Raw genomic sequence first — 21969 nt, 5'->3', positions numbered from 1 at the left:
CCTGCCGCGCTCAGTCGCCGCGGAACACTGGTTTCTGTTTGGCTGAAAAGGCCTCGTACGCCCGTGTGAAGTCTTGCGTCTGCATGCAGATGGCCTGGGCCTGCGCTTCGGCTTCTATGGCCTGGTCCAGCGTCATGGCCCATTCCTGGTGCAGCATGGTTTTGGTCATGCCGTGCGCAAAGGTCGGGCCGTCGGCCAGCTCTTGCGCCAGCTTTTGCGCCTGCGCCAGCACATCTTGCGGCTCGTGCAGCGCGTTGAAGAAGCCCCACTGCAAGCCTTCCTGCGCGCTCATGGATCTGCCGGTAAACAGCAGTTCCGATGCCCGCCCCTGTCCGATCAGGCGCGGCAGCAACGCGCAGGCGCCCATGTCGGCACCGGCCAGGCCGACGCGCGTGAAGAGGAACGCCGTCTTGGCCTGGGCCGTGCCCAGCCGCATGTCGGCGGCCAGCGCCATCATGGCACCGGCGCCGGCGCAAATGCCGTCAATTGCCGCAATGATGGGCTGCGGGCACAGGCGCATGGCCTTGATCAGGTCGCCCGTCATGCGCGTGAACTCCAGCAACTCGGGCATGGTCATCTTGGTAAGCGGCCCGATGATCTCGTGCACATCGCCGCCCGAGCAGAAGTTGCCGCCGGCGCCGGTGATGACCACGGTCTTCACGTCAGTCGCGCTGTTCAGCGTGCGAAACAGGTCGCGCAGCTCTGCGTAGGAGTCAAACGTCAGCGGGTTCTTGCGCTCGGGGCGATTGAGGGTCAGCGTTGCCACGCCTGCGTCGAACGAATAGGCGAAGTGTTCGGCCTGGTGATGGGCCAGCGCATCGAACTGCGCGTGCATGGGGTTACCCAGCTTGATGTAGTGCTTCATGTCGTTTCCAGTTTGCTGTCAGCCAGCAGGGCGTTGTGGTGTTGCTTGACCTTGCCCAGCAGTTTGTGCAGGGACTCCACCTCGCGTGGTGACAAAGCCTCAAAGGCCGCGACGATCCAGGCTTCATGCTCGTTTGCCATTTCGTCGAACAGCTTTCGTCCTCGGGGGGTCAGGCGCACGCGGTAGGCCCGGCGGTCGCCCTCCACGTCCACACGCTCCACCAGTCCTTCGTTCACCAGCTGGTCGGTAATGCCCGTCACGTTGCCGCCGGTCACCATCATGCGGCGCGACAGCTCGTTCATCTTCAGCCCTTCCGGGCTGCGCTCAAGTTGCGCCATCAGGTCAAAGCGCGGCAAGGTGGTGTCGAACTGCTCGCGCAATTGGGTACGCACCTGCTTCTCGACCAGCTGCGTGCAGGTCAGCATGCGCAGCCAGAGCCGCAAGGCCTCGGGGTGTTCGCTGTGCCCTCTTGCTTCCATGTCCATGGCTTGTCTCCTTGATGGTGTAATTCGTTGGCGCTATCTATTTGATAGCTGCTTGCGCCCGTTCTTCCTGGGCTACAAGCTCTTTTTTCTTTGAGAGTTCACGGTAGAGCTGGTCGCGCCCGCTCAGGTAGGGCAGAGGCCAGTCCACATGCCGGCTTTGCAGCCTGGCGGCCTCGTGCAGCGTCCAGGCGGGGTCAGCCAGGTGCGGCCGGGCAATGGCGCACAGGTCGGCACGGCCGGCGGCGATGATGCTGTTGACATGGTCGACTTCCGAGATCGCGCCCACGGCGATGGTCTTTATGCCCACCTCGTTGCGGATGCGGTCGGCAAACGGCGTCTGGTACATGCGGCCGTAAACCGGCCTGGCCGCGCGCGTGGTCTGGCCCGACGAGACGTCGATGAAGTCGCACCCTGCTGACTTGAACATCCGGGCGATGGCCACAGCGTCATCCGCCGTGTTACCGCCCGGCGCCCAGTCGTGCGCCGAAATGCGCACGCTCATCGGCAGATGCGCCGGCCACACTTCACGCATGGCGGCAAACACTTCCAGCGGAAAGCGGCAGCGGTTTTCCAGGCTGCCGCCGTAGTCGTCCGTGCGCTGGTTGGTCAGCGGCGTGATAAAGCTCGACAGCAGGTAGCCGTGCGCGCAATGCAGTTCCAGCCAGTCAAAGCCCGCTTCGGCTGCGTAATGCGTGGACTGCACGAACTCCGCCTTGACGCGGTCCATGTCGGCGCGCGTCATGGCTTTCGGCACCTGGTTGGTGGGGCCGTAAGCCACGGCGCTGGCCGCCAGCAGCGGCCAGTTGCCGGTGGCGAGCGGCTCATCGGGTTGCTCCCAGCCGACTTGTGTCGAGCCCTTGGGGCCGCTGTGGCCGAGCTGCATGCCAATCCTGGCGCCAGCGCCCGAGGCGTGCACAAAATCCACGATGCGTTTGAACGCCTTGGCTTGCGTCTCGTTCCAGAGGCCCGGGCAGCCGGGGGTGATGCGGCCCTCTGCGCATGGCGCGGTCATTTCCACAAACACCAGTGCAGCGCCGCCCAGCGCGCGTGCGCCAAGGTGCACCAGATGGAAGTCCTGCGGCACGCCGTCTACCGCGCTGTAGGTAGCCATGGGAGAAACGACGATGCGGTTCTTCAGATTCAGTTCGCGGGTCTTCAAAGGCAGCAGCATGGGCGGCGGCGCATGCGGTGCGCTGCTTTTAGCCAACCATTGCTCATAGCCCTGCAGCCAGGCGGCATCGCGCACACGCAGGTTCTCGTGGCTGATGCGCTGCGAGCGTGTGAGCAGCGAATAAAAGAACTGCTCGGCTTCCATGCCGCTGTAGCGGTCCACATTCTCGAACCACTCGGTCGAGTTGCGCGCCGCGTTTTGTATCTTCAGCACCTCGACCGAGCGCAGCGCTTCATAAGCCTGCAGCGCCGCGGTGGCATCACCGTGCTGGGCAAAGCAGTTGGTCAGCTCAATCGCGTCTTCCAGTGCCAGCTTGGTCCCGCTGCCAATCGAGAAATGCGCCGTGTGCGCCGCATCGCCCATCAACACAATCGGCACCTGCTTGCCATTGATGGCGACCTCATGTACCCATCGCTCGCATACCACACGCGGGAAACGTATCCAGATGGCCGAGCCGCGCACGTGCGTCGCGTTGTTCATCAGCGGGTTGCCGTCCAGGTATTTGGCAAACAGACGTTCACAAAATGCGATGCCGTCTTCCTGGCTCATCTGGTCCAGGCCGTGCGCCTTCCACACGGCCTCGGGTGTCTCGACGATAAAGGTCGAAGTGTTCTCGTCAAACTTGTAGGCATGCGCGGCGAACCAGCCATGCTCAGTCTGCTCGAAGGCAAAGGTGAAGGCGTCGAACGTCTTGTGCGTGCCCAGCCAGACAAAACGGCAGGCGCGCAGCTCCACGTCGGGCTTGAAGGTCTCCGCATACCGGTTGCGGATGCGGCTGTTCAGACCGTCGCTGGCGATCACCACGTCGGCGTTGTATTGCGCAGCGATAGCCTGGTCGTCCTGCACGTCGGTTTCGAACACCAGGTCCACGCCTAGCGCGATGCAGCGCTCCTGCAGGATGTTGAGCAGACGCTTGCGGCCGATGCCGCAAAAACCGTGGCCGCCGGAGCGCACCGAGCGCCCCTTGAAAAACACCTCCACGTCATCCCAGTGGTTGAAAGCGTCGCCGATCAGTTGCGCGCTGACCGGGTCGGCCAGGCGCAGGTTGCCCAGCGTCTGGTCCGACAGCACCACGCCCCAGCCGAAGGTGTCAAAAGGCCTGTTGCGCTCGACCACCGTCACCTGATGCGCCGGGTTTTGCAGCTTCATCAGCAGGGCGAAATACAAGCCTGCGGGACCACCGCCCAGGCAAAGAATGTGCATGAATGCGTACTCTCTGGATTAATTTGACCTTAATTGTTTAGGTTTAAACTAAATCCGTCAAGCGGGTTTTCCGGTGTTTTCCGCAACACCGGAAAACGGGTGTTACCGCACCGGCAGAGGGATGCCGGTATTTACGGCTGCCGCACCAACCGCATATCAGGGTGCCTGAAAGCCGGCTGCCCGGTAAGTGAGCACCAGCGTATCCCGAAAACCGCCGCCGGTCCGATCGTCTGCCGGCAGTATGGGCGTGGTTTCGTGAATCACCCGTGCGTCGTCCAGCAGCAGCGCTGTCAGCGGCTCCTGCATCACAAAACGCACGCCGTGCGGGCCGTTGGCGTCAAACACCCGGGTCTCGCCGCCCTTCACGCCGTGGCGCCCCACCATCATCACCACCACAAAGTCCACGCCGTCGCGGTGTGCGCCTTCCGGCGTGGGCCGGCCTACGCCGCCCGCGGTGTCGATGCGGAACTGGTGCGCTTCAATATGCCAGCGCCCGGCGGGCTGTACTTGCGCAAACAGCTTGCCCAGGTTGGCCAGCAGGTCCGTCCACGCCTGGGCTGTAGCTACCGCTGGCTCGACCGGGTCGAACCAGCGCTCGAAGCCGCCGTGCAGGGCGTTGTAATCGGTGGGTTGCCAGTGGGCGCGATGCGGGGTTTGCGTGAGCGTGCCTGTGGCCAGTTCCTGGACGAAGCAGGAATGGCGGCGCTTGCGGTAGTGGCCGCCGTCCTTCAGATGGGCGTCAGGCGGCAAGCGGTTCCAGGAGTCTGTCAGCGCCTGCCAGCCTGATGTCCATGCCGGCGTCGGCAGTTCCAGCGTGGCCGTCAGCTCGGCAGGGTTGAGCAGGCTCAGCCCATCCTGGCTGAGAGCCTGGCGAGCCGACTTGGGGACAGTGGCGATATTGAACATGGGCCCTATTTTGCTTGAGCCGCGCGGCCGGCCCGGCGGCCGCAGCCGGAACCCCGAGGCCGCAACAGGTGAAACCTGCCTACATACACGCGTCCGAAAACTTTCCATAATGGCCTGTCTGTCCAACTAGAGGAGCATCCATGCTTTACAAATTCAAATCAAAAGACGCCGGCGATGTGATCATGCTCGAAGCCAACGGCCGCAAGGTCCTCGAAATCATCGGCAAAGACCCCGCCCCCAAAGGCATCATCCTGCCCGAGCAAATGCCCGCCGCGATAGCCGCCCTGCAGGCAGCGATCGCGCATGAAGAAGCCCACGACGCCAATGCCGAAGACGGCGTCGTCCCAGGCGACGGCCTGGGCCTGCGCCAGCGCGCCGTGCCTTTTATTGACATGCTGCAGCGCAACCTGAAGTCGGGGCATGAGGTGGTTTGGGGCGTTTAGGCTCAGCAGGGCCAGCGGTCGCGCCGAGCCATATTAAAAAAGCCCTGGTGACAGGGCTTTTTGCGTGGTGAGTTGATATGCACTCAGTCCACCTTCGCCCCCGAAGCCTTCACCACCTGCGCCCACTTCTTGTGTTCGGCGTTAATAAAAGCCGTGAACTGTGCCGGCGTATTGCCGCTCGGAATCGCACCCTGGGCCAGCAGTTTTTCTTTCATCGCAGGCGTGCCCAGCGCCTTGGCGGTTTCCTGCTGGATGCGATTCACGATGTCGGGCGGCGTGCCGGCGGGGGCAAGCAGGCCGAACCAGGAGCTCGCGTCGAAACCTTTCATGGCCGGGCCGCCGGCCTGTTCTATGGTGGGGACGTCAGGCAGGGCGGCTGAGCGTTCTGAGCTCGTCACGGCCAGGGCTTTGAGCTTGCCGGACTTGATGAGCTGCATGGAAGACGGCAGGTTGTCGAACATCACATCCATGTCGCCACCCACAAGCGCCAGCAGTGCCGGGCCGGAGCCGCTATAGGGGAAATGGGTCATGTAAGTGCCGCTCATGGTCTTGAACAGTTCACCCGCCAGGTGGATGGACGTGCCGTTGCCGCTGGAGGCCATGTTGAAAGTGCCGGGCTTGGCTTTGGCCGCGCGTATGAAGTCCGTGACATTGTTGATGCCGGCGGCTTTCGCCTTTTCGGTATTCACCACCATCACGTTGGGTACGCCCGCGACCAGCGTGATGGGCGCGAAGTCCTTTTGCGGGTCGTAGGCCATCTTGCTGTACAGCGACTTGTTGATGCCATGCGTGCCCACGGTGCCCATCAGCAGGGTGTAGCCGTCAGGTGTGGATTTGGCGACCACGTCTGCGCCAATGTTGCCGCCGGCACCGGCACGGTTCTCAACCACAAAGGGCTGGCCGAATGCCTTGGAGAGTTCAGGTGCCATGGCGCGGGCCAGGATGTCGGTGGTGCCGCCTGGCGCGAAGGGCACGACGATTTTGACGGGCCTGGTGGGCCAGCTGGCGCTTTGCGCCCAGGCGGAGGGCGTGGCCATAAAGGTGGCGACGGCGGTCAGCGCGGTGGCCAGGAAAGCGCCGTAGCGACGGGAAAGAAAGGGCTTGCTGTTGTTGTTCAAGAGGGGCTCCAGGGATGGCCGGCGCGGCCGGGGGTCACATGAAGATAGCGTGCGTGGGTCCATGCTTCAAGAGGGTTTCAACCCAGCCACCCAAAAAAAGAAAAGCCGCCCGGCGTGAACCGGGCGGCTGGCAATCAAACGGTCAACGGATCAGTCGGCGAACTTGCCGGCGGCGTCGATCACGGGCTTGAGCTTGTTGATCTCGGCCGATACAAAAGCCTTGTGGGCGGCAGGTTCGACGCGCTTGTCGGTCACCACCACGGCGCCAAGGCCTTCCTGCTTCTTGATGAAGTCGGGGTCTTTGAGCGCCACTTTCAGGGCGTTGTTGAGCTGGGTCATCACGGCCGGCGGCGTTCCCTTGGGGGCGTACATGCCATGCCAGATCGTCAGGTCGAAGTTTTTGAGGCCCATTTCCTGCAGCGTCGGGTAGTCCTTGAGCAGCTTGTTGTTCTTCAGCGGTTTGGCGGTCGTGACCGCAAACGCCTTGACGCGGCCGGCTTCAATCTGGCCGGTGGTGTTGGTGGTCTGGTCACACATCATGTCGACCTGTCCGCCCACCAGTGCATTCATGGCTGGTGCTGTACCGCCGAAGGGGATGGTGGTCATCGCGTCCTTGGCGTTGATGGCTGCCTGCCACATCAGGCCACAGAGGTGCGATGCGGAACCCAGGCCGGCATGGGCGATGTTGAGTTTGCCGGCATTGGCGCGAATGTAGTTCTCGAAATCGCGGTAGTTGTTGGCCGGTAGCTGCGGTTTGCCGATGATGGTCATCGGTACTTCGTTGATCATGCCCAGGAACTCGAAGTCGTCCAGCACCTTGTAGGGCAGCTTGCGGTACAAGGCCGGCGCAGCCGCCATGCCGATGTGGTGCACCAGCAGGGTGTGGCCATCGGGTGTTGCGCGGGCTACCTTGGCCGCACCGATGGTGCCGCCGGCGCCGTTGACGTTTTCCACCACGAAGTTGGCACTGCCGCCCATGGCTTTGCGCATGGCTTCGGCCAGGTCGCGTGCCACACGGTCGGTTGGGCCGCCGGCCGCGAATGGGACCACCAGAGTGACTGGCTTGGAGCCGGGGAAGGCGGGGGCTTGCGCGTGGGCTGCAAACATGGCCGTTGCAGCAGCGGCGAGGACTAACAGGCGTTTCATGAGCGTCTCCTTGTGATGAACGCGCCAAGTTTACGGTCCGCTTACTGCGCAAACATCGCGGGAACTACGTAAGGGCTAGCCCCCGGTCGCTTTGCGGGCAGCGCGCAACCCCGGGCTTTGGGAGTTCAGGCCAGCAGGGGCTGCGGGACTGGCTTCGCCAGACCGCAGGCGCAGCGACAAGCTGGGGGCTCTACTTGTAACTACGTGCATCCTCAATAACCTTTCCGTCGTTGGGGAGACTTCCCGGGGCCATTAGCTGGACCGTTCCACGCAGTTTGGTGACGTCACGGATGGCGTCGCCGATACGCTGTTCCAGGCCATCCGGGGCGGAAGCGGTTTCTACCTGGAAATGCATGTTGTCGCTCGCCATCTCTCCGCTGACGACCAGCCTGGCCTTGATCACTTCCGGAAAGCGCCGGGCGATATCGGCGACCTGTCCGGGGTGTACAAACATCCCGCGGACCTTGACGGTCTGGTCGGCTCGTCCCATCCAGCCCTTGATGCGCGCATTGGTGCGTCCCGTGGGGCAGGTGCCCGCCAGGATGGCGGAAAGGTCGCCCGTACCAAAGCGAATCAGCGGATAGCCGGGATTGAGGGTGGTCACCACCAGCTCTCCCACTTCGCCCTCAGCCACCGGGTCACCCGTTCCAGGGCGCACGATTTCCACGATCACGCCCTCATCCAGCACCAGGCCTTCCCGCGCTTCGGTTTCATAGGCAATCAGGCCCAGGTCGGCCGAGGCATAGCACTGGTAGCCCGCAATGCCGCGCTCACCCAGCCAGTCGCGCAGGCTGGGGGGAAACGCCTCGCCTGAAACCAGTGCCCGCGTCACGGTCGGCAGTTCCACCTTCATTTCGGCGGCCTTCTCCATGATGATTTTCAGGAAGCTTGGTGTGCCGATGTAGCCGGCCGGCCTGAGTTCCGCCATGGCGTGTACCTGCTGCTCCGTCTGGCCGGTGCCGCCCGGGAACACGGTGCAACCGAGGGCATGCGCGCCGGTTTCCATCATGGAGCCCGCCGGCACAAAGTGGTAGCTGAAACTGTTGTGAATCAGCTGGCCGGCGCGAAAGCCGGCGGCATACAAGGCCCTAGCCATGCGCCAGTAGTCCTTGCGCTTGCCGCCGGGCTCGTAAATGGTGCCAGGGCTGGCAAAAACATGGGGCATATGCGCGCCGTAGCGCAAGGCGCTGAAACCGCCAAATGCATTGCCACTGCCACCGGGCGCGCGCTCGGCCTGCTGGCGCTCAAGCAACTCATGCTTGCGCGTGACGGGCAATTGCGCCAGTTCCGCACGTGATGTGATGGCCTGGGCGTCAACGTCTTTAAGGATGGCTGTGAATGCGGGGGCCCGGGTCTTGGCATGGGCAATCTGCTGCGGCAAGGCGGTCAGCAGCGCCGCCTCGCGTTCCGCAGGGCTTCGCACTTCCAGTGAGTCGTAATGTGTGGTCATATTTGGAGAAAACCTGGGCAAGGAGAGGTCTTAAACCAGCCGGGGCCGCGGAACCGGCTTAGCCGGGCCGCAGGCGCAGCGGCCCCCTCGGGGGGCAGCGCAGTACACGAAGTGACAAGCGTGGGGGCCATTCAGGCCAGCCACCGTTTGCGGCGCTTGTAGCTCTTCACATCCTTGAAGCTCTTGCGCTCGCCGCCGCCCACGCCAAGGTAGAACTCCTTGACATCCTCGTTATTGGCCAAGTCGCTGGCCGCGCCATCCATCACCACGCGGCCGCTTTCCATGATGTAGCCGTAGTCGGCATATTTGAGTGCCATGTTGGTGTTCTGCTCGGCCAGCAGGAAGGTGACCTGCTCCTTCTGGTTCAGGTCCTTCACGATGTTGAAGACTTCTTCGACGATCTGCGGCGCCAGGCCCATGGAGGGCTCGTCCAGCAGCACCATGGAAGGGCTGGCCATGAGCGCACGGCCGATGGCGCACATCTGCTGCTCACCGCCAGACGTATAAGCCGCCTGCGAGGTGCGCCGGGTTTTCAGGCGCGGGAAATAGTTGTAGACCTTCTCCAGGTTGGCCGCCACTTCGGCCTTGCTGCTGCGCGTGTAGGCGCCGGTCAGCAGGTTTTCCTCGATGGTCAGGTGGGCAAAGCAGTGCCGCCCTTCCATCACCTGCACCACGCCGCGTTGCACCAGGTCGGCCGGCGAGAGGTTTTCAATGCGCTCGCCGCGCAGCTCAATGGAGCCTTTGGTGACTTCGCCGCGCTCACCCCTGAGCAGATTGGAAATCGCGCGCAGTGTGGTGGTCTTGCCCGCGCCGTTGCCGCCCAGGATGGCCACGATGCGGCCCTGCGGGACTTGCAGCGAGACGCCCTTGAGCACCAGGATCACGTGGTTGTAGATAACCTCGATGCCGTTGACATTGAGAACGATGTTAGGTGTGTCCATATTTTTTCCTGACCAATTGGAAGACCTGCGTGCAGGCCTTCCAATTGGCGGCTCGCGAGAGCCGCACCCCTCCCGCCTGGCGGAAGGATTTCAAGGCAAGGGCACCGTGGATCCGGCTTTGCCGGTCCACCAGTGCCGCCCCTTGAGGGGGAGGCGGCGCAGAGCGCCGCCACGGGGGGAGCCTAGCTTTGGCAGTCAGCGGGTGTGCGCGCCGTCAGCTTTTTCTCGGTGGCGTACTTGGCGGCGGTGGACTTGACCAGGGGCTTGATCACCTGCTCATCAGCCTGCAGCCAGTCGGAGGTAAATTTCCATTCCTTTCCGTCCCAGGTATGGATGCGCGCCCATGCCGAACCCATGTGGTCGGTGCACGAGGTGCTGATAGGCCGCATCACGCCGGCAAAGCCCAGCGCATCCAGCTTGGCCTGCGTCAGGTTCAGGTTTTCCAGGCCCCAGCGCACTTGCTCGCCGGTCATGATTTTTCCCTTGCCGAAACGGTCTTGCGCGGCGCGCAAACCTTCCACGCCCAGCATCGCGCTCATGGCGCCACGCATGTAAAGCACCTGGCCGACTTCTTCCTTGGGGCCTGTGCCCTGGCCTTTGCCGTGCACCAGGGTCAGCATGTCTTTGGCCAGCTTGGAATTCGGCTCGGCGCCGTGCTGCATGGTCACGGCGTTGTAGCCCTTGGCGCCTTCAGCCACGTCTTTCACGTCAGGCTCTGCGCCGGCCCACCACACGCCGTACATCTTCTCGCGTGGGTAGCCGGTGGCTTGCGCTTCCTTGATGGCGGTGGTGTTCATGATGCCCCAGCCCCACAGTGCAACGTAGTCTGGGCGCGACTGGCGAACCTGCAGCCAGGTGGCTTTTTGCTCGACACCGGGCGCGGTGACGGGCAGCAGCTGCAGCGTGAAGCCGTGCATGGCGGCGCGTTCCTGCATCAGCGGAATGGGTTCTTTGCCGAACGGCGAGTCGTGATAGACCAGCGCAATGCGTTTGCCCTTGAGCTTGTCGAAGCCGCCTTCCTTCTTGGCGATGGCCTGGAGGATGGCGTCGGCGGCGACCCAGTAGGTGCCGGCAATCGGGAAGTTCCATTTGAAGATGGAGCCGTCTGCGCTCTCGCTGCGGCCATAGCCCACGGTCACCACCGGAATTTTGTCGACGGGGGCTTTTTCTGTGATGGCAAACGTCGCACCGGTAGACAGCGGTTGCACCAGCGTGGCGCCGCCGTTCTTGCCTTTCAGGCGTTCGTAGCATTCGACACTGCGCGCGGTGTCGTAGCCGGTTTCGCACTCTTCAAACGAGATCTTCACGCCATTGATGCCGCCGCGGGCATTGACCAGCTTGAGGTAGTCCACATAGCCGTTGGCCCAGGGCACGCCGTTGGGCGCGTAAGGCCCGGTGCGGTAAGACAGCACCGGAAAGAATTGCTCTTTGGCCTGTGCGAATGCGCTGGTCGCCACGAGGGACGAAGCGCCGGTGGCGAGGATTGCCACCGCCAACATCACGTTACGAATCTTCATTGTTGTCTCCTGGAAAATTTATAAACACCGCGAAAAAAACTGACACCTCAGTAAACGACCTAACAATCCATTGCGCATTGGTGATTTCGAGTAATTCTTAACCCTAGGCCTGGCGTATCGGAGCGCTCAGTGGGGGAATGGCCATAGCCGTAATTTCTGCTTTCCAACGGCCCACAGCTTGGCCAGCCCATGCGGCTCGACAATCAAAAACCACACGATCAACCCACCAAAAATCATCAGTTCCGCGTGCGAGATGCCCGCCGTGGAGATCGATATACCCAGCCAGCCGGCAAGCACCGGCAGCAGCTGGCTCAGCACAATCGGCAGCACCACGATGAAGGCCGCGCCGAAGAAGCTGCCCATGATGGCGCCCATGCCGCCGATGATCACCATGAACAGCAGGCGGAAGGAGTAGTCCACTGAAAAGGCGGCAGGCTCCCAGGCGCCCAGGTAAATAAAGGCCCACAGGCCGCCAGCGATGCCGATGATGAAAGAGCTGACTGCAAAGGCGCTGAGCTTGGCGTACATCGGGCGAATGCCGATCACGGCGGCTGCCACGTCCATGTCGCGAATGGCCATCCACTCGCGGCCGATCGCGCTGCGCACCAGGTTTTTGGCCAGCAGGGTGATCACCACCACGATGGCCAGGCAAAACAGGTATTTGCTCAGCGCGCTTTCGATGGGCAGTCCAAACACCTGCAGGTTGGAGACCGACACCGAACCCGAAGGCGTGTCCATCGTGAACCACTTGATGCGCAAAAACATCCAGTCGCTGAAGAACTGCGCGGCCAGCGTGGTCACCGCCAGGTACAGGCCTTTCACGCGCAGGCTGGGCAGCCCGAACAGGATGCCGAACAGCATGGCACACAAGCCGCCCAGGATCAGTGCTGGAATCAGCGGCATGCCGGGAATACGCACAAAGAAATTGTAGGCGCCATAGGCCCCCACCGCCATAAAGGCACCCGAGCCCAGCGAGATCTGTCCGCAATAGCCGACCAGGATGTTCACCCCAACGGCTGCCAGCGAAAAGATCAGGAAGGGAATCAGGATGGCGCGGAACAGGTAGTCGCTGGCCAACAATGGCACGACAACGAAGGCGAACGCCAACAGCAAGCCGATGGCGATCCGGTCCTGCAGGATTGGGAAGATCTGCTGGTCAGCCCGGTAGTTGGTTTTGAACTGGCCGTTTTCTCTGTAAAACATAAAGGTGAGCCGCCGTTAGATCGCAATAAAAGAAGTTGTGCGCTGGGCTTTGCCGCGCCGTAGGCGCATCGGCCCCAATTCACATGTAAGGGGCAGCGCGCCGAAGGCTCGAAGTGACAAGCGTGGGGGCTTCATGTCTATACGCGATCGATGATTTTTTCGCCGAACAAGCCCTGAGGCCGGACCAGCAAGACACACAGCGCAAGTACATACGCAAACCAGATCTCGATACCACCGCCGACGTAAGGGCCGAGAAAGACTTCGGCCAGTTTCTCGCCAACGCCCAGAATCAGCCCACCCACAATCGCGCCAGGCACCGAAGTCAGGCCACCCAAAATCACCAGCGGCAGCGCCTTGAGCGCCAGCACCGACAGCGAAAACTGCACGCCCAGCTTGCTGCCCCAGATGACGCCGGACACCAGGGCCACGAAGCCCGCCACGCTCCAGACGATGACCCAGATGCGGTTGAGCGGAATGCCGATGGATTGCGCGGCCTGGTGGTCGTCGGCTACGGCGCGCAAGGCCCGGCCTGTACTCGTGTACTGGAAGAAGGCGGCCAGTGCCGCCACCAGGGCGGTGGCGATCAGCGCGGCGACCAGGTCTTCCTGGTTCACCAGCAGGCCACCCTGGAAGACACCTTCCAGCAGGAACATCGGATCCTTGGGCATGCCCACGTCAATCTTGTAAATGCTGGAGCCAAAGATGGTCTGGCCGAAGCCGTCCAGGAAATACGAAATGCCCAACGTCGCCATCAGCAGCGCGACGCCTTCCTGGTTCACGAGTTTGCTGAGCACCAGCTTTTCAATCAACCAGGCCACCACGACCATGATGGCCAGCGCGACTGCAAAGGCCAATGCATTGTTGATGAACTTGCTGTCCAGTCCCGTCCACTGCGGAATCCACTCGGAAAAACGCGCCATGGCCAGCGCCGCGAACAGCACCATCGCGCCCTGGGCGAAATTGAAGACACCCGAGGCTTTGTAGATCAGCACAAAGCCCAATGCGACCAGCGAATACAGCATGCCCGACATCAGGCCGCCAATAATCGTCTCTAAAAATGAACCCATCACTGGCTCCCTTCGCTGGATGGGGACATCGTGGGTTGCGGGGAACGCTGTGGTTTCATCTTGGTGTTCTCGTCCATGTCAGTGGCTGGTGCCGAGGTAGGCCCGGATCACGTCTTCGTTGTTGCGTACTTCGTCGGGAGTGCCATCGCCGATTTTTTTGCCGTAGTCGAGCACCACGACGCGGTCGGAGATGTCCATCACCACGCCCATGTCGTGCTCGATCAGCACGACGGTGGTGCCGAACTCGTCGTTCACGTCGAGCACAAAGCGGCACATGTCCTGCTTTTCTTCCACGTTCATGCCGGCCATGGGTTCGTCGAGCAGCAGGACTTGCGGCTCCATCGCCAGCGCACGGCCTAGGTCAACGCGTTTTTGCAGGCCGTAGGGCAGTTGCCCGACGGGCGTCTTGCGGTAGGCCTGGATTTCCAGGAAGTCGATGATTTTTTCCACTGCCTCGCGGTGCATGATTTCTTCTTTTTCGGCGGGGCCTATGCGCAGCGCCTGCAGCAGCAGGTTGCTTTTGATCTTGAGGTTGCGGCCCGACATGATGTTGTCGAGCACGCTCATGCCCTTGAAGAGCGCCAGATTCTGGAAAGTGCGCGCCACGCCCATGACGGCCACCTGGTGGCTGTTCATATGCTTGAAGGTCTGGCCGCGAAAGGTGATGGAGCCCTGCTGCGGCGCATAAACGCCGTTGATGCAGTTGAGCATGGAGCTTTTGCCGGCGCCGTTGGGTCCGATGATGGCGCGGATTTCATGCTCTTTCACATTGAAGGAAATATCCGAGAGGGCCTTGACCCCGCCAAAACTCAGGCTGATGTTGTTGACGTCAAGGATGACGTCACCGATCTTTTTAGTCATGCTGCTGCCTTCACGGGTGCAAACTTTGCCCCCACGCTTGTCACTGCGTGTACTACGCTGCCCCCCGAGGGGGCCGCCCGCCTGCGGCCCGGCAAAGCCGGTTCCGCGGCTCGAGCTGGTATCTGGGGGACTTGCTGTTGCTTGTTGTTCATGCTGCCGCCTTTATTGGCGCAAAAGTCTGTGTGTCGCTGATCTTCAGCGTCGCACTGACGCTGCCTGATCGGCCGTCTTCAAACTTCACGACGGTTTCAATGAACTGTTCGGTCTTGCCGCCATAAAGCGCATCGATCAGCGGCTGGTACTTCTCGGCAATGAAGCCGCGCCGCACCTTGTTCGTCCGTGTGAGTTCGCCGTCGTCGGCGTCCAGCTCCTTGTGCAGCACCAGGAAGCGGCTGACCTGTGAGCCGGCCAGCAGGGCGTCCACGCTGAGGTCGGCGTTGACTTTTTCGACGCACTCCTTGATGAGCTGGTAAACCTCGGGCTTTTGCGCCAGGTCGGTGTAGCCGGCGTAAGGCAGATTGCGGCGTTCGGCCCAGTTGCCCACGGCGTCGAAGTCGATGTTGATCATCACGCAGACTTTTTCGCGGCCGTCGCCGTAGGCCACGACTTCCTTGATGTGCGGGAAGAATTTGAGCTTGTTTTCCACGTACTTGGGCGCGAACATGGCACCGTCGTTGGTGCCACCCTTGATGCGGCCCACGTCTTTCACGCGGTCGATGATCTTGAGGTGGCCGGCGGCATCGATAAAGCCCGCGTCGCTGGTGTGATACCAGCCGTCGGCGCTCAGCACCTCGGCCGTCGCCGTGGGATTTTTGTAATATTCCTTGAGCAGGCCGGCGGACTTCACCAGGATTTCCCCGTTGTCGGCCACCTTGATCTGCACGCCGCTGATCGGCACCCCTACCGTATCGGCGCGTGCTTCGTTGTCCGGCTGCAGGCACACAAACACGGCGGTCTCGGTCGAGCCATACAGCTGTTTCAGGTTGATGCCGATGGAGCGGTAGAAGGTAAAGAGGTCCGGTCCAATCGCTTCACCCGCGGTGTAGGCCACGCGAACGCGCGAAAAACCCAGCGTATTGCGCAGCGGGCCATAGACCATCACGCTGCCCAGTGCATATAGCAGGCGGTCAAGCCCGCCCACCGGCTTCCCGTCCATCAATGCGGGGCCGGCGCGTTTGGCCACGCCCATGAAATAGTTGAACATGCCGCGTTTGATGCGGCCCGCGTCTTCCATGCGGATCATCACGGTGGTCAGCAGGCTTTCGAAAATCCGCGGTGGCGCAAAGTAGTAGGTCGGGCCGACTTCTTTCAGGTCGATCATCACGGTGCTCGCGCTCTCGGGGCAATTCACCACATAGCCGCAGGCCAGCCACTGCGCATAGCTGAAGATGTTCTGGCCGACCCACGCGGGTGGCAAGTACGCCAGCACTTCCTCGCCGGAGGTGAGTTTGTCGAAGTCGGCGCCGGCCTTGGCGCGGTCCAGCAGGGTGTTGTGGGTATGGACCACGCCCTTGGGATTGCCCGTGGTGCCCGAGGTGAAAAACATCGCGGCCACATCATCCGGCCGGGATTTTTCGACTTCGCTCTTGAAGAAGCCGGGTTGTTTCGCGGCAAAGGCTTCGCCCTTTTCCAGCAAGGCGTCCAGCGATTGCAGGCCAGCCTCGGCATAGTTGCGCAGGCCGCGCGGGTCGTCATAAATGATCTGGTCCAGTTGCGGGCACTGGCTGCGTATCTCCAGCAGCTTGTCCACCTGCTCCTGGTCTTCCACCAGCGCAAAACGTACGTCGGCATTGTTGATGGGAAAGACACACTCGGCGCCCACGGCGTCCTGGTAAAGCGGAATGGGTATGGCGCCCAGCGACTGCGCGGCCAGCATGGTGGCGTACAGGCGCGGCCGGTTGGCGCCGATGATGACCATGTGCTCGCCACGCTGCAGCCCGGCTTCATGCAGGCCGCAGGCGATGCGCTCCACCAGCTGCGCCATGCCGGCCCAGCTGTGCGCCTGCCAGATGCCGTACTCTTTTTCGCGCATGGCGGCGGCGCCGGGGCGTTCGGCCGCATGTTTGAGCAGCAATCGTGGGAACGTGGTCTGCATTCGCTTTCTTGTCTCCGTTCTTGTGCGGCTTCTCGTTGAAAGCCGCTGGTATGCAATGAATAGTAGGACCGGCTTTGACGTTACGGTGTCATTGCGACGACAATTTCCGGGTAAGTCCTACTGGGGTGTGCCCGGGGTCGGCGCGGTTTATCGGATAAAGCGCCCGTCGCGCGAAACCATGGTGAGTTCCACAAAGCGTGAGGCATTGCGGGCCGAGTCGCTGAAGCTCACTTCAAAGCCGCCCAGGTCATAGCGCTTCAAATTCCAGGTGCCGTCGATGAAGCCGGCGCGCGTGGGGTTTTTGCCTGCACGCCGCAGCGCCTCGGCAAACACGCGGGCATTGATGTAACCCTCCAGCGCCAGGTGTGAAGGCTCCAGCGTCACGCCCGCGGCTTTCCAGGCCTGCTGGAATTCGCGCACCATAGGCACCACGGTATTGCCCGGCAAGGGCACGACTTGAGACACGGCAATGCCGGTGGCGTCGTCACCCATAGCCTTGAGTGTGGCGGCTGCGCCCATGATGGACAGCGCATAAAGCGGCAGTCCCTTGCGCTGCACGCGTATCGCTTTCACGAAGTCGATGGTCGGCTTGCCGGCCAGGCCCACCAGCACGGCTTCCGGGTTGGAGCCCGCAATTTTTACCGCTGCCGGGCCGGTATCCGAAGAGTTGTTTTCCACCGTGACAATCGCGGTCGCTTCCAGCTTGTGTTTGGCCATGGAGCGCTGGGTGGCGTCGAAGACTTCTTTCCCAAAGGAGTTGTTCTGGTAGACGATCGCGATGCGCCGGATCCCGATGGTTGCCAGGTGCTGCACCAGCTGCTCGGCTTCGTCGGCGTAACTCGCGCGGATGTTGAACACATTGCGCGCATTGGCCGGCCGTGCCGACAGCGCACCGGAAAACGGTGCGAAGAAAGGCATGCCCGACTCCATCACCTGAGGCAGCATGGCTTCGATCATGGGTGTCCCCATGCAATTGAAGAGCGCGAAATTGCTTTTGTCGTCGATGAAGCCTTTCACATTGGTCAGCGCGCGTTTGACGTCGTAGCCGTCGTCGGCCACGGTGAGTTCGATCAGCCGGCCGTTCACGCCGCCCTTGGCGTTGATGCTGGCAAAGCAGGCTTTTGCACCCTGGTGCATGGCTTGGCCCAGCTCGCCCAGCGGCCCGCTCAGCGCGATGGATTGCGCGATGTGCACCGGGCCGGTGTCCTGAGCGCGCGCCGGCCCGTAAAGTGCGGCGGGCACGGCGGCGAGTGCGCCCAGCATGCGGCGGCGTGTCAGGCGGGTGCGCTGCGGGTCGATGCCTGCAGGAAATGAATCGGTCGGCGAAGGTGTGCGGTTTTCGGTCATGGCGGGTCTCCTGGCTTTCGTTGTTGGTTTGCTGTCTCAGCGGGGCCGATGCTATGCTTTGGATTGGCAATGAAATGTCTATCCGACGACAATCCAAGGGTTGCGCCCGCCCCGGACTTTCCCTGACCTTTCACTGACTTTCACCCGAATGCTGTGAGCCATGTCCACTGAACCGCCTCTTCACCAGCGCCGCAGGAACCCCACGCCCGACGAGCTGCGCGGCATTCCCTGGCTGCCCTTGCTGCAGCCTGAAGAAAGGGCACGTGCGCTGGCGGGGCTGCAGGTAGGCGACGCCGCGCCGGGCGACTATGTGTGCCGTGTGGGCAAGCCGGTGACCTACTGGTTTGGCGTGGTCGAAGGCCTGCTCAAGATGAGCAGCGACAACGAGCAGGGCATGACCATGACGTTCACCGGCGTGCCGCCCGGCGGCTGGTTCGGTGAAGGCACGGCGCTCAAGCGCGAGCCCTACCGCTACAACATCCAGGCGCTGCGCAAAAGCGTGGTGGCGGGCCTGCCCGTTGAAACCTTCCACTGGCTGCTGGACCACTCCATCGGCTTTAACCGCTTTGTGATGAACCAGCTCAATGAGCGGCTCGGTCAGTTCATCGCCGCGCGCGAGATCGACCGCATGAACAACCCCGACATCCGTGTGGCGCGCAGCCTGGCCTCGCTGTTCAACCCGGTGCTGTATCCGGGTGTGGGCGAAATCCTGCGCATCACGCAGCAGGAACTGGCTTACCTGGTGGGTTTGTCACGCCAGCGCGTGAACGAGGCGCTCAATGCCTTGCAGGCCCAGGGCCTCATCCGCATCGAATACGGCGGCCTGCGCGTGCTGGACCTGGGCGCCCTGCGGTCCAGTGTTTTTTCAAGCAAATAATGGCTGCAGGCCAATGGGGGAAAGCGCAAGCAGCTATTGAATTAATAGCAATTTGTAGAGAGAAAACTATCCTGGGAAGCCATCTTTGGCACTTGGCGTGTGGTGCCCGACATTTTTTTGATGTCAAAAGTGCCTTCGGACCAATCAGGATATGCGCTGGCAGCTATGAAATTGATAGCGTTATGGTGCGACAGGTGGGGGCACCGTCCCTCAGGAAAGAAACGAAATAAAGATGGAAACCGCGGCGACCACCCAATTGGCGCGGTTTGCAGCCTGGGCGTTTTCCTTGAGGATCGGCCAAAGCGCTTCGCGCTGCCATGCCCACAGGTTGTAGGCCGCTGCCAGCAGTCCACCCGACAACCCGGCCAGCCATGAGCTGGTCAAAAAACCGGCAAGGACGGCAAGCATCAACAGGACGGATGTCAGGATAAATGTGCCGCCGGCGGCGCTGGCCAGAACATGCGAGAGCCCTCCGCACACGGTGCAGGTGGCGGGGTTGCCGCGGCTGGAGAAACGTTTTTCCCAGATCTTGATTCCAGCCTGACGGCAGTGGGGGCAGATGTTCATCGTGCTGAAGGGCTGGTTGCCGATGTCGCGCCGGCAATCGCCTTGCGCAGGTTCTCGCGCGCACGCGCTTCCAGTGTTTCGTGGAAATGCGCCGTGCTGTAGATCACAGGCCGGTCCAGGAAACTCTGCAGGATTTCGCCCCGCTTTTGCCGGAACACGGCCGCGGGTACAAAAGCGTATTCGTCCCGGATCTGCTGCTCGTATTCGGCAAACCTGGCTGGGCCGGCGCCCAGGATGGACAGGTCGATATCGACCAGCAGCTGTTCGTCGGGCGAGTCCGGCAGCGCCGTATGGCGGGTGGCCATGACCAGGTCATGAACGCGCTGCGCGGCGGCTTCGGCGGTGCCGTGCGCCAGCAGCACCTCGCGAGCCCAGTCGGCACTTTTTTCCTCGTTGTCGTGGCGCTGCGTGTCGTAAATCGCATCATGGAACCACAGTGCCATCTCGACTTCTGCGGGCTGTTCAGCCAGGTCGCGGACGCCTTCGAAATGCGAGAGGCATTCGCCCAGGTGCTGCACGGTGTGGTACTTGCGGTGCGGCTCTGAGTAGCGCGCCACCAGTCCGTCGAACACCGCCCGCCCGATTGGCCGGACGGCAAGGGCATCAGCGCAAAGCCGCCAGGATCTGGCCAGCAGGTCTGTGGGTTCAGGGGTTTGCATGGGCATGACTTTATCGCTTGGGTGTTGTGTGCGCGTGTGAGCGCTCCGGCGGCGCGGCAGGCGCGCACAGCGACTCGACCAGTCTTAGCGCCGGCAGCGACAGCTGGTCAAAGCGGCGCGCGCAGATCAGCAACTGCCGGTCGGCCCAGGTGTCGGTCAGCTTGAGGATGCGCAGCTTGCCTGCCTCCGCATGGCGTTCGGCCGCGATGGCCGGCACCACGGCCACACCGACCCCGGCCTCCACCATGCGGCAGACCGCCTCAAAGCTGCGAAGCCGTATGCGGGTGCGCATGCGCAGCCCCAGGCGCTCGGCCTGCAGGTTCAGGTGCTGTTGCAGGGCGCTGTCTTCCTCCAGGCCGACGAAGTCATGGCTCAATGTTTGCCCGAACGGTATCTGGCGCTGGCGGCCGAAGCCGCTGCCGGCTGGAACCACCAGCACCAGCCGGTCGCGCCGGAAAGGTTTTGATTCAAGGCTGGAGATGTCGGCGGAGTCTGCCACGATGCCGAGGTCGGCCGCCTGGCCCAGCAGCTGCGACACGATCAGGTGGCTGGGGCGCTCCTCCAGGTCGACGTCGATGGCCGGATGCGTGTTGAGGAAATCCGCGAGTGCTTGCGGCAGGTAGTCGGTGATGGCGGCGGTGTTCGACAGCAAACGCACCTTGCCGGCCAGCCCGCCGGCATAGTCGCCGATCTCGCCGTGCATGCGCTCGATTTGCTGCAACACCAGCCGCGCATGGTGGGCCACGGCCAGGCCGGCCTTGGTCGGCTTCACGCCGGCGCGCAGGCGTTCCAGCAGCGGCACACCCAGGGCGTCTTCCATGCCGCGTATGCGTGCGCTGGCCGAGGCGAGCGCCAGGTGTGAAAGCTTGCTGCCCGCCGTGATGCTGCCGGTATCGACGGTGTGCAGAAACAGCCGAAGGTCGATGAGGTCAAAGCGAAGGGTGGCGGGCATGGGCTGCAGGCGTTTTAGCCTTCGGCAACGGCGAAGGCTGTGAACGGATATTACCGCTTGAGCGCAAACGCGCCGCTGCGCAGAATCGGCGACATGAACTCGATGAACAACTTCGTGAGCGCAGGGAACGACACCCTCTTGATGGCCGTCGTCGCCGGCGTATTCCTGCTGGCCGGCCTCGTCAAGGGCGTGGTGGGCCTGGGGTTGCCGACGCTCTCCATGGGCTTGCTGGCCGGCGTGATGCCGCCTGCGCAGGCAGCCGTCATCCTGATCCTGCCTTCGTTGCTGACGAATGCCTGGCAGATGTGGGACGGCGCCGCGCTGGCAAGCCTGTTGCGGCGCCTGTGGCCGCTGCAGGCTGGCGTGATCGCCGGAACGTTGTGGGCACCGGTCAGCCTGGTCACCCTTGATGCGGACCTCGCCTCGGCAGGTCTGGGCGCCGCGCTGATCATTTATGCGCTGCTGGGGCTGTGCGCGCTGCCGCTGGTGGTCACGCCGCGCGGCGAGCGGGTTTCTTCCTTCGCTGCCGGCCTGGCGACCGGCGCCATCACCTCGGCCACCGGCGTGTTTGTCTTTCCGGCCGTGCCTTACCTGCAGGCCTTATCGCTCAAGAAAGACGAGCTGGTGCAGGCGCTTGGCCTGTCTTTTACCGTGTCCACCGGCGCACTTTTTCTGCGCCTGGTGATGGAGGGCTCTTTTGCCATGGGCAGTATGCCGGGTGGCTGGAGTTTGCTGCTGCCATTGCCCGCTGCCTTGTTGGGCATGGTCGCCGGCCAGAAGCTGCGCGGGCGGGTGGGCGAGAAGGGTTTCAGGCGCCTGTTTTTCACCGGTCTGCTGCTGATAGGCGTTTACATGGTCACCCGCAGCGCGATGCGATAGCCACGCCGGTGCGATGGAAAACCACAGCGAGGTTTCGCAGGCTATGGAGGCGCTCCATGCCAAAGCCGCGCGTCTGGTCTTGCTGTTGGAGGAAGCGGGCGATCAGGGTGATCCCTTGCTGCCTTTGGCCTCGTCCCTGCTGGACGACATTGACGCCCTGCGCGCGCTGCACCTGCGCGTGGTGATGCGGTCTCACGCATCGGCTTGAACAGGGTTT

21 protein-coding genes are annotated in these 21969 nt (G+C 62.4%); 4 read left to right on the top strand and 17 right to left on the bottom strand.

Annotation, left to right across the window (positions count from 1 at the left end):
* Positions 1-10: 10 nt before the first annotated feature.
* From AC1DVV_RS15440 to AC1DVV_RS15425, 4 genes are all read right to left on the bottom strand, one after another.
* Entirely contained in the window at positions 11-865 is an 855-nt protein-coding gene (locus tag AC1DVV_RS15440) for an enoyl-CoA hydratase family protein (RefSeq protein ID WP_477701973.1), read from the bottom strand.
* Complete coding sequence (locus tag AC1DVV_RS15435; protein ID WP_457281386.1) at positions 862-1350, bottom strand: MarR family winged helix-turn-helix transcriptional regulator; 489 nt, start codon at positions 1348-1350, stop codon at positions 862-864. Before AC1DVV_RS15435 ends, AC1DVV_RS15440 begins: the two co-directional genes overlap by 4 nt.
* A 37-nt stretch (positions 1351-1387) precedes the next feature.
* Entirely contained in the window at positions 1388-3724 is a 2337-nt protein-coding gene (locus tag AC1DVV_RS15430) for a bifunctional salicylyl-CoA 5-hydroxylase/oxidoreductase (RefSeq protein WP_477701974.1), read from the bottom strand.
* 156 nt (positions 3725-3880) lie between these two features.
* Positions 3881-4630, bottom strand: a complete 750-nt coding sequence (locus tag AC1DVV_RS15425) for a 2OG-Fe dioxygenase family protein (RefSeq protein WP_457281384.1) — start codon at positions 4628-4630, stop codon at positions 3881-3883.
* A gap of 140 nt (positions 4631-4770) precedes the next feature.
* Between AC1DVV_RS15425 and AC1DVV_RS15420 the strand changes: the two genes are divergently transcribed.
* Entirely contained in the window at positions 4771-5073 is a 303-nt protein-coding gene (locus tag AC1DVV_RS15420; RefSeq protein WP_436156923.1) for a DUF1840 domain-containing protein, read from the top strand.
* Between the two features lie 83 nt (positions 5074-5156).
* Here the strand turns inward: AC1DVV_RS15420 and AC1DVV_RS15415 are convergent, their stop codons facing one another.
* The 10 genes from AC1DVV_RS15415 to AC1DVV_RS15370 form a co-directional block, all read right to left on the bottom strand.
* Positions 5157-6110: a Bug family tripartite tricarboxylate transporter substrate binding protein gene (locus AC1DVV_RS15415; RefSeq protein ID WP_457281653.1), complete on the bottom strand. Its 954-nt coding sequence runs from the start codon at positions 6108-6110 to the stop codon at positions 5157-5159.
* A gap of 231 nt (positions 6111-6341) precedes the next feature.
* Positions 6342-7337, bottom strand: coding sequence for a tripartite tricarboxylate transporter substrate-binding protein (locus AC1DVV_RS15410; protein ID WP_457281383.1), 996 nt, complete (start codon positions 7335-7337; stop codon positions 6342-6344).
* A 190-nt stretch (positions 7338-7527) separates the two neighbouring features.
* Positions 7528-8787, bottom strand: coding sequence for a phenylacetate--CoA ligase family protein (locus AC1DVV_RS15405; RefSeq protein WP_477701976.1), 1260 nt, complete (start codon positions 8785-8787; stop codon positions 7528-7530).
* Positions 8788-8918: 131 nt separating this feature from the next.
* Positions 8919-9728, bottom strand: a complete 810-nt coding sequence (locus tag AC1DVV_RS15400; protein ID WP_457281381.1) for an ABC transporter ATP-binding protein — start codon at positions 9726-9728, stop codon at positions 8919-8921.
* Between the two features lie 182 nt (positions 9729-9910).
* Positions 9911-11245 (bottom strand): ABC transporter substrate-binding protein, encoded by a 1335-nt coding sequence (locus AC1DVV_RS15395; protein ID WP_457281380.1) that lies wholly within the window; start codon positions 11243-11245, stop codon positions 9911-9913.
* A 126-nt stretch (positions 11246-11371) separates the two neighbouring features.
* The gene (locus tag AC1DVV_RS15390; protein WP_457281379.1) at positions 11372-12448 is read right to left on the bottom strand and encodes a branched-chain amino acid ABC transporter permease; all 1077 of its coding nucleotides are present in this window, start codon (positions 12446-12448) and stop codon (positions 11372-11374) included.
* A 137-nt stretch (positions 12449-12585) separates the two neighbouring features.
* The gene (locus AC1DVV_RS15385; protein ID WP_457281378.1) at positions 12586-13515 is read right to left on the bottom strand and encodes a branched-chain amino acid ABC transporter permease; all 930 of its coding nucleotides are present in this window, start codon (positions 13513-13515) and stop codon (positions 12586-12588) included.
* 78 nt (positions 13516-13593) lie between these two features.
* Positions 13594-14376 (bottom strand): ABC transporter ATP-binding protein, encoded by a 783-nt coding sequence (locus AC1DVV_RS15380; RefSeq protein ID WP_457281377.1) that lies wholly within the window; start codon positions 14374-14376, stop codon positions 13594-13596.
* Positions 14377-14524: 148 nt separating this feature from the next.
* A complete protein-coding gene (locus tag AC1DVV_RS15375) occupies positions 14525-16471 on the bottom strand; it encodes an AMP-dependent synthetase/ligase (protein WP_477666481.1) in 1947 nt (648 codons plus the stop codon).
* A gap of 147 nt (positions 16472-16618) precedes the next feature.
* Positions 16619-17818 carry an ABC transporter substrate-binding protein gene (locus tag AC1DVV_RS15370; protein WP_457281375.1) on the bottom strand — a complete coding sequence of 400 codons (1200 nt, stop codon included), beginning with the start codon at positions 17816-17818 and terminating at the stop codon, positions 16619-16621.
* Positions 17819-17978: 160 nt separating this feature from the next.
* On the opposite strand from AC1DVV_RS15370, the gene AC1DVV_RS15365 reads away from it, so the two are divergent.
* Positions 17979-18695 carry a Crp/Fnr family transcriptional regulator gene (locus AC1DVV_RS15365; RefSeq protein WP_457281374.1) on the top strand — a complete coding sequence of 239 codons (717 nt, stop codon included), beginning with the start codon at positions 17979-17981 and terminating at the stop codon, positions 18693-18695.
* A 210-nt stretch (positions 18696-18905) separates the two neighbouring features.
* On the opposite strand, the gene AC1DVV_RS15360 is transcribed toward AC1DVV_RS15365, so the two are convergent.
* The 3 genes from AC1DVV_RS15360 to AC1DVV_RS15350 are packed head-to-tail and all read right to left on the bottom strand — an operon-like array spanning position 18906 to position 20873.
* The gene (locus AC1DVV_RS15360; RefSeq protein ID WP_477666482.1) at positions 18906-19262 is read right to left on the bottom strand and encodes a hypothetical protein; all 357 of its coding nucleotides are present in this window, start codon (positions 19260-19262) and stop codon (positions 18906-18908) included.
* The gene (locus tag AC1DVV_RS15355) at positions 19259-19927 is read right to left on the bottom strand and encodes an HD domain-containing protein (protein WP_477701978.1); all 669 of its coding nucleotides are present in this window, start codon (positions 19925-19927) and stop codon (positions 19259-19261) included. Before AC1DVV_RS15355 ends, AC1DVV_RS15360 begins: the two co-directional genes overlap by 4 nt.
* 4 nt (positions 19928-19931) lie before the next feature.
* Positions 19932-20873, bottom strand: a complete 942-nt coding sequence (locus AC1DVV_RS15350) for a LysR substrate-binding domain-containing protein (RefSeq protein ID WP_477666484.1) — start codon at positions 20871-20873, stop codon at positions 19932-19934.
* A gap of 93 nt (positions 20874-20966) precedes the next feature.
* Here AC1DVV_RS15350 and AC1DVV_RS15345 point away from each other — a divergent pair, with 93 nt between their 5' ends.
* Together AC1DVV_RS15345 and AC1DVV_RS15340 are read left to right on the top strand one after the other, a co-directional pair.
* The gene (locus AC1DVV_RS15345; protein WP_477701979.1) at positions 20967-21752 is read left to right on the top strand and encodes a sulfite exporter TauE/SafE family protein; all 786 of its coding nucleotides are present in this window, start codon (positions 20967-20969) and stop codon (positions 21750-21752) included.
* 13 nt (positions 21753-21765) lie between these two features.
* Positions 21766-21960, top strand: coding sequence for a hypothetical protein (locus AC1DVV_RS15340; protein ID WP_477649103.1), 195 nt, complete (start codon positions 21766-21768; stop codon positions 21958-21960).
* Positions 21961-21969 lie beyond the last annotated feature (9 nt).

Source organism: Polaromonas sp. P3_B4, assembly GCF_056402835.1.
Note: the sequence above shows the minus strand (reverse complement) of the source record. Positions and strands in the feature narration are given on the sequence as shown.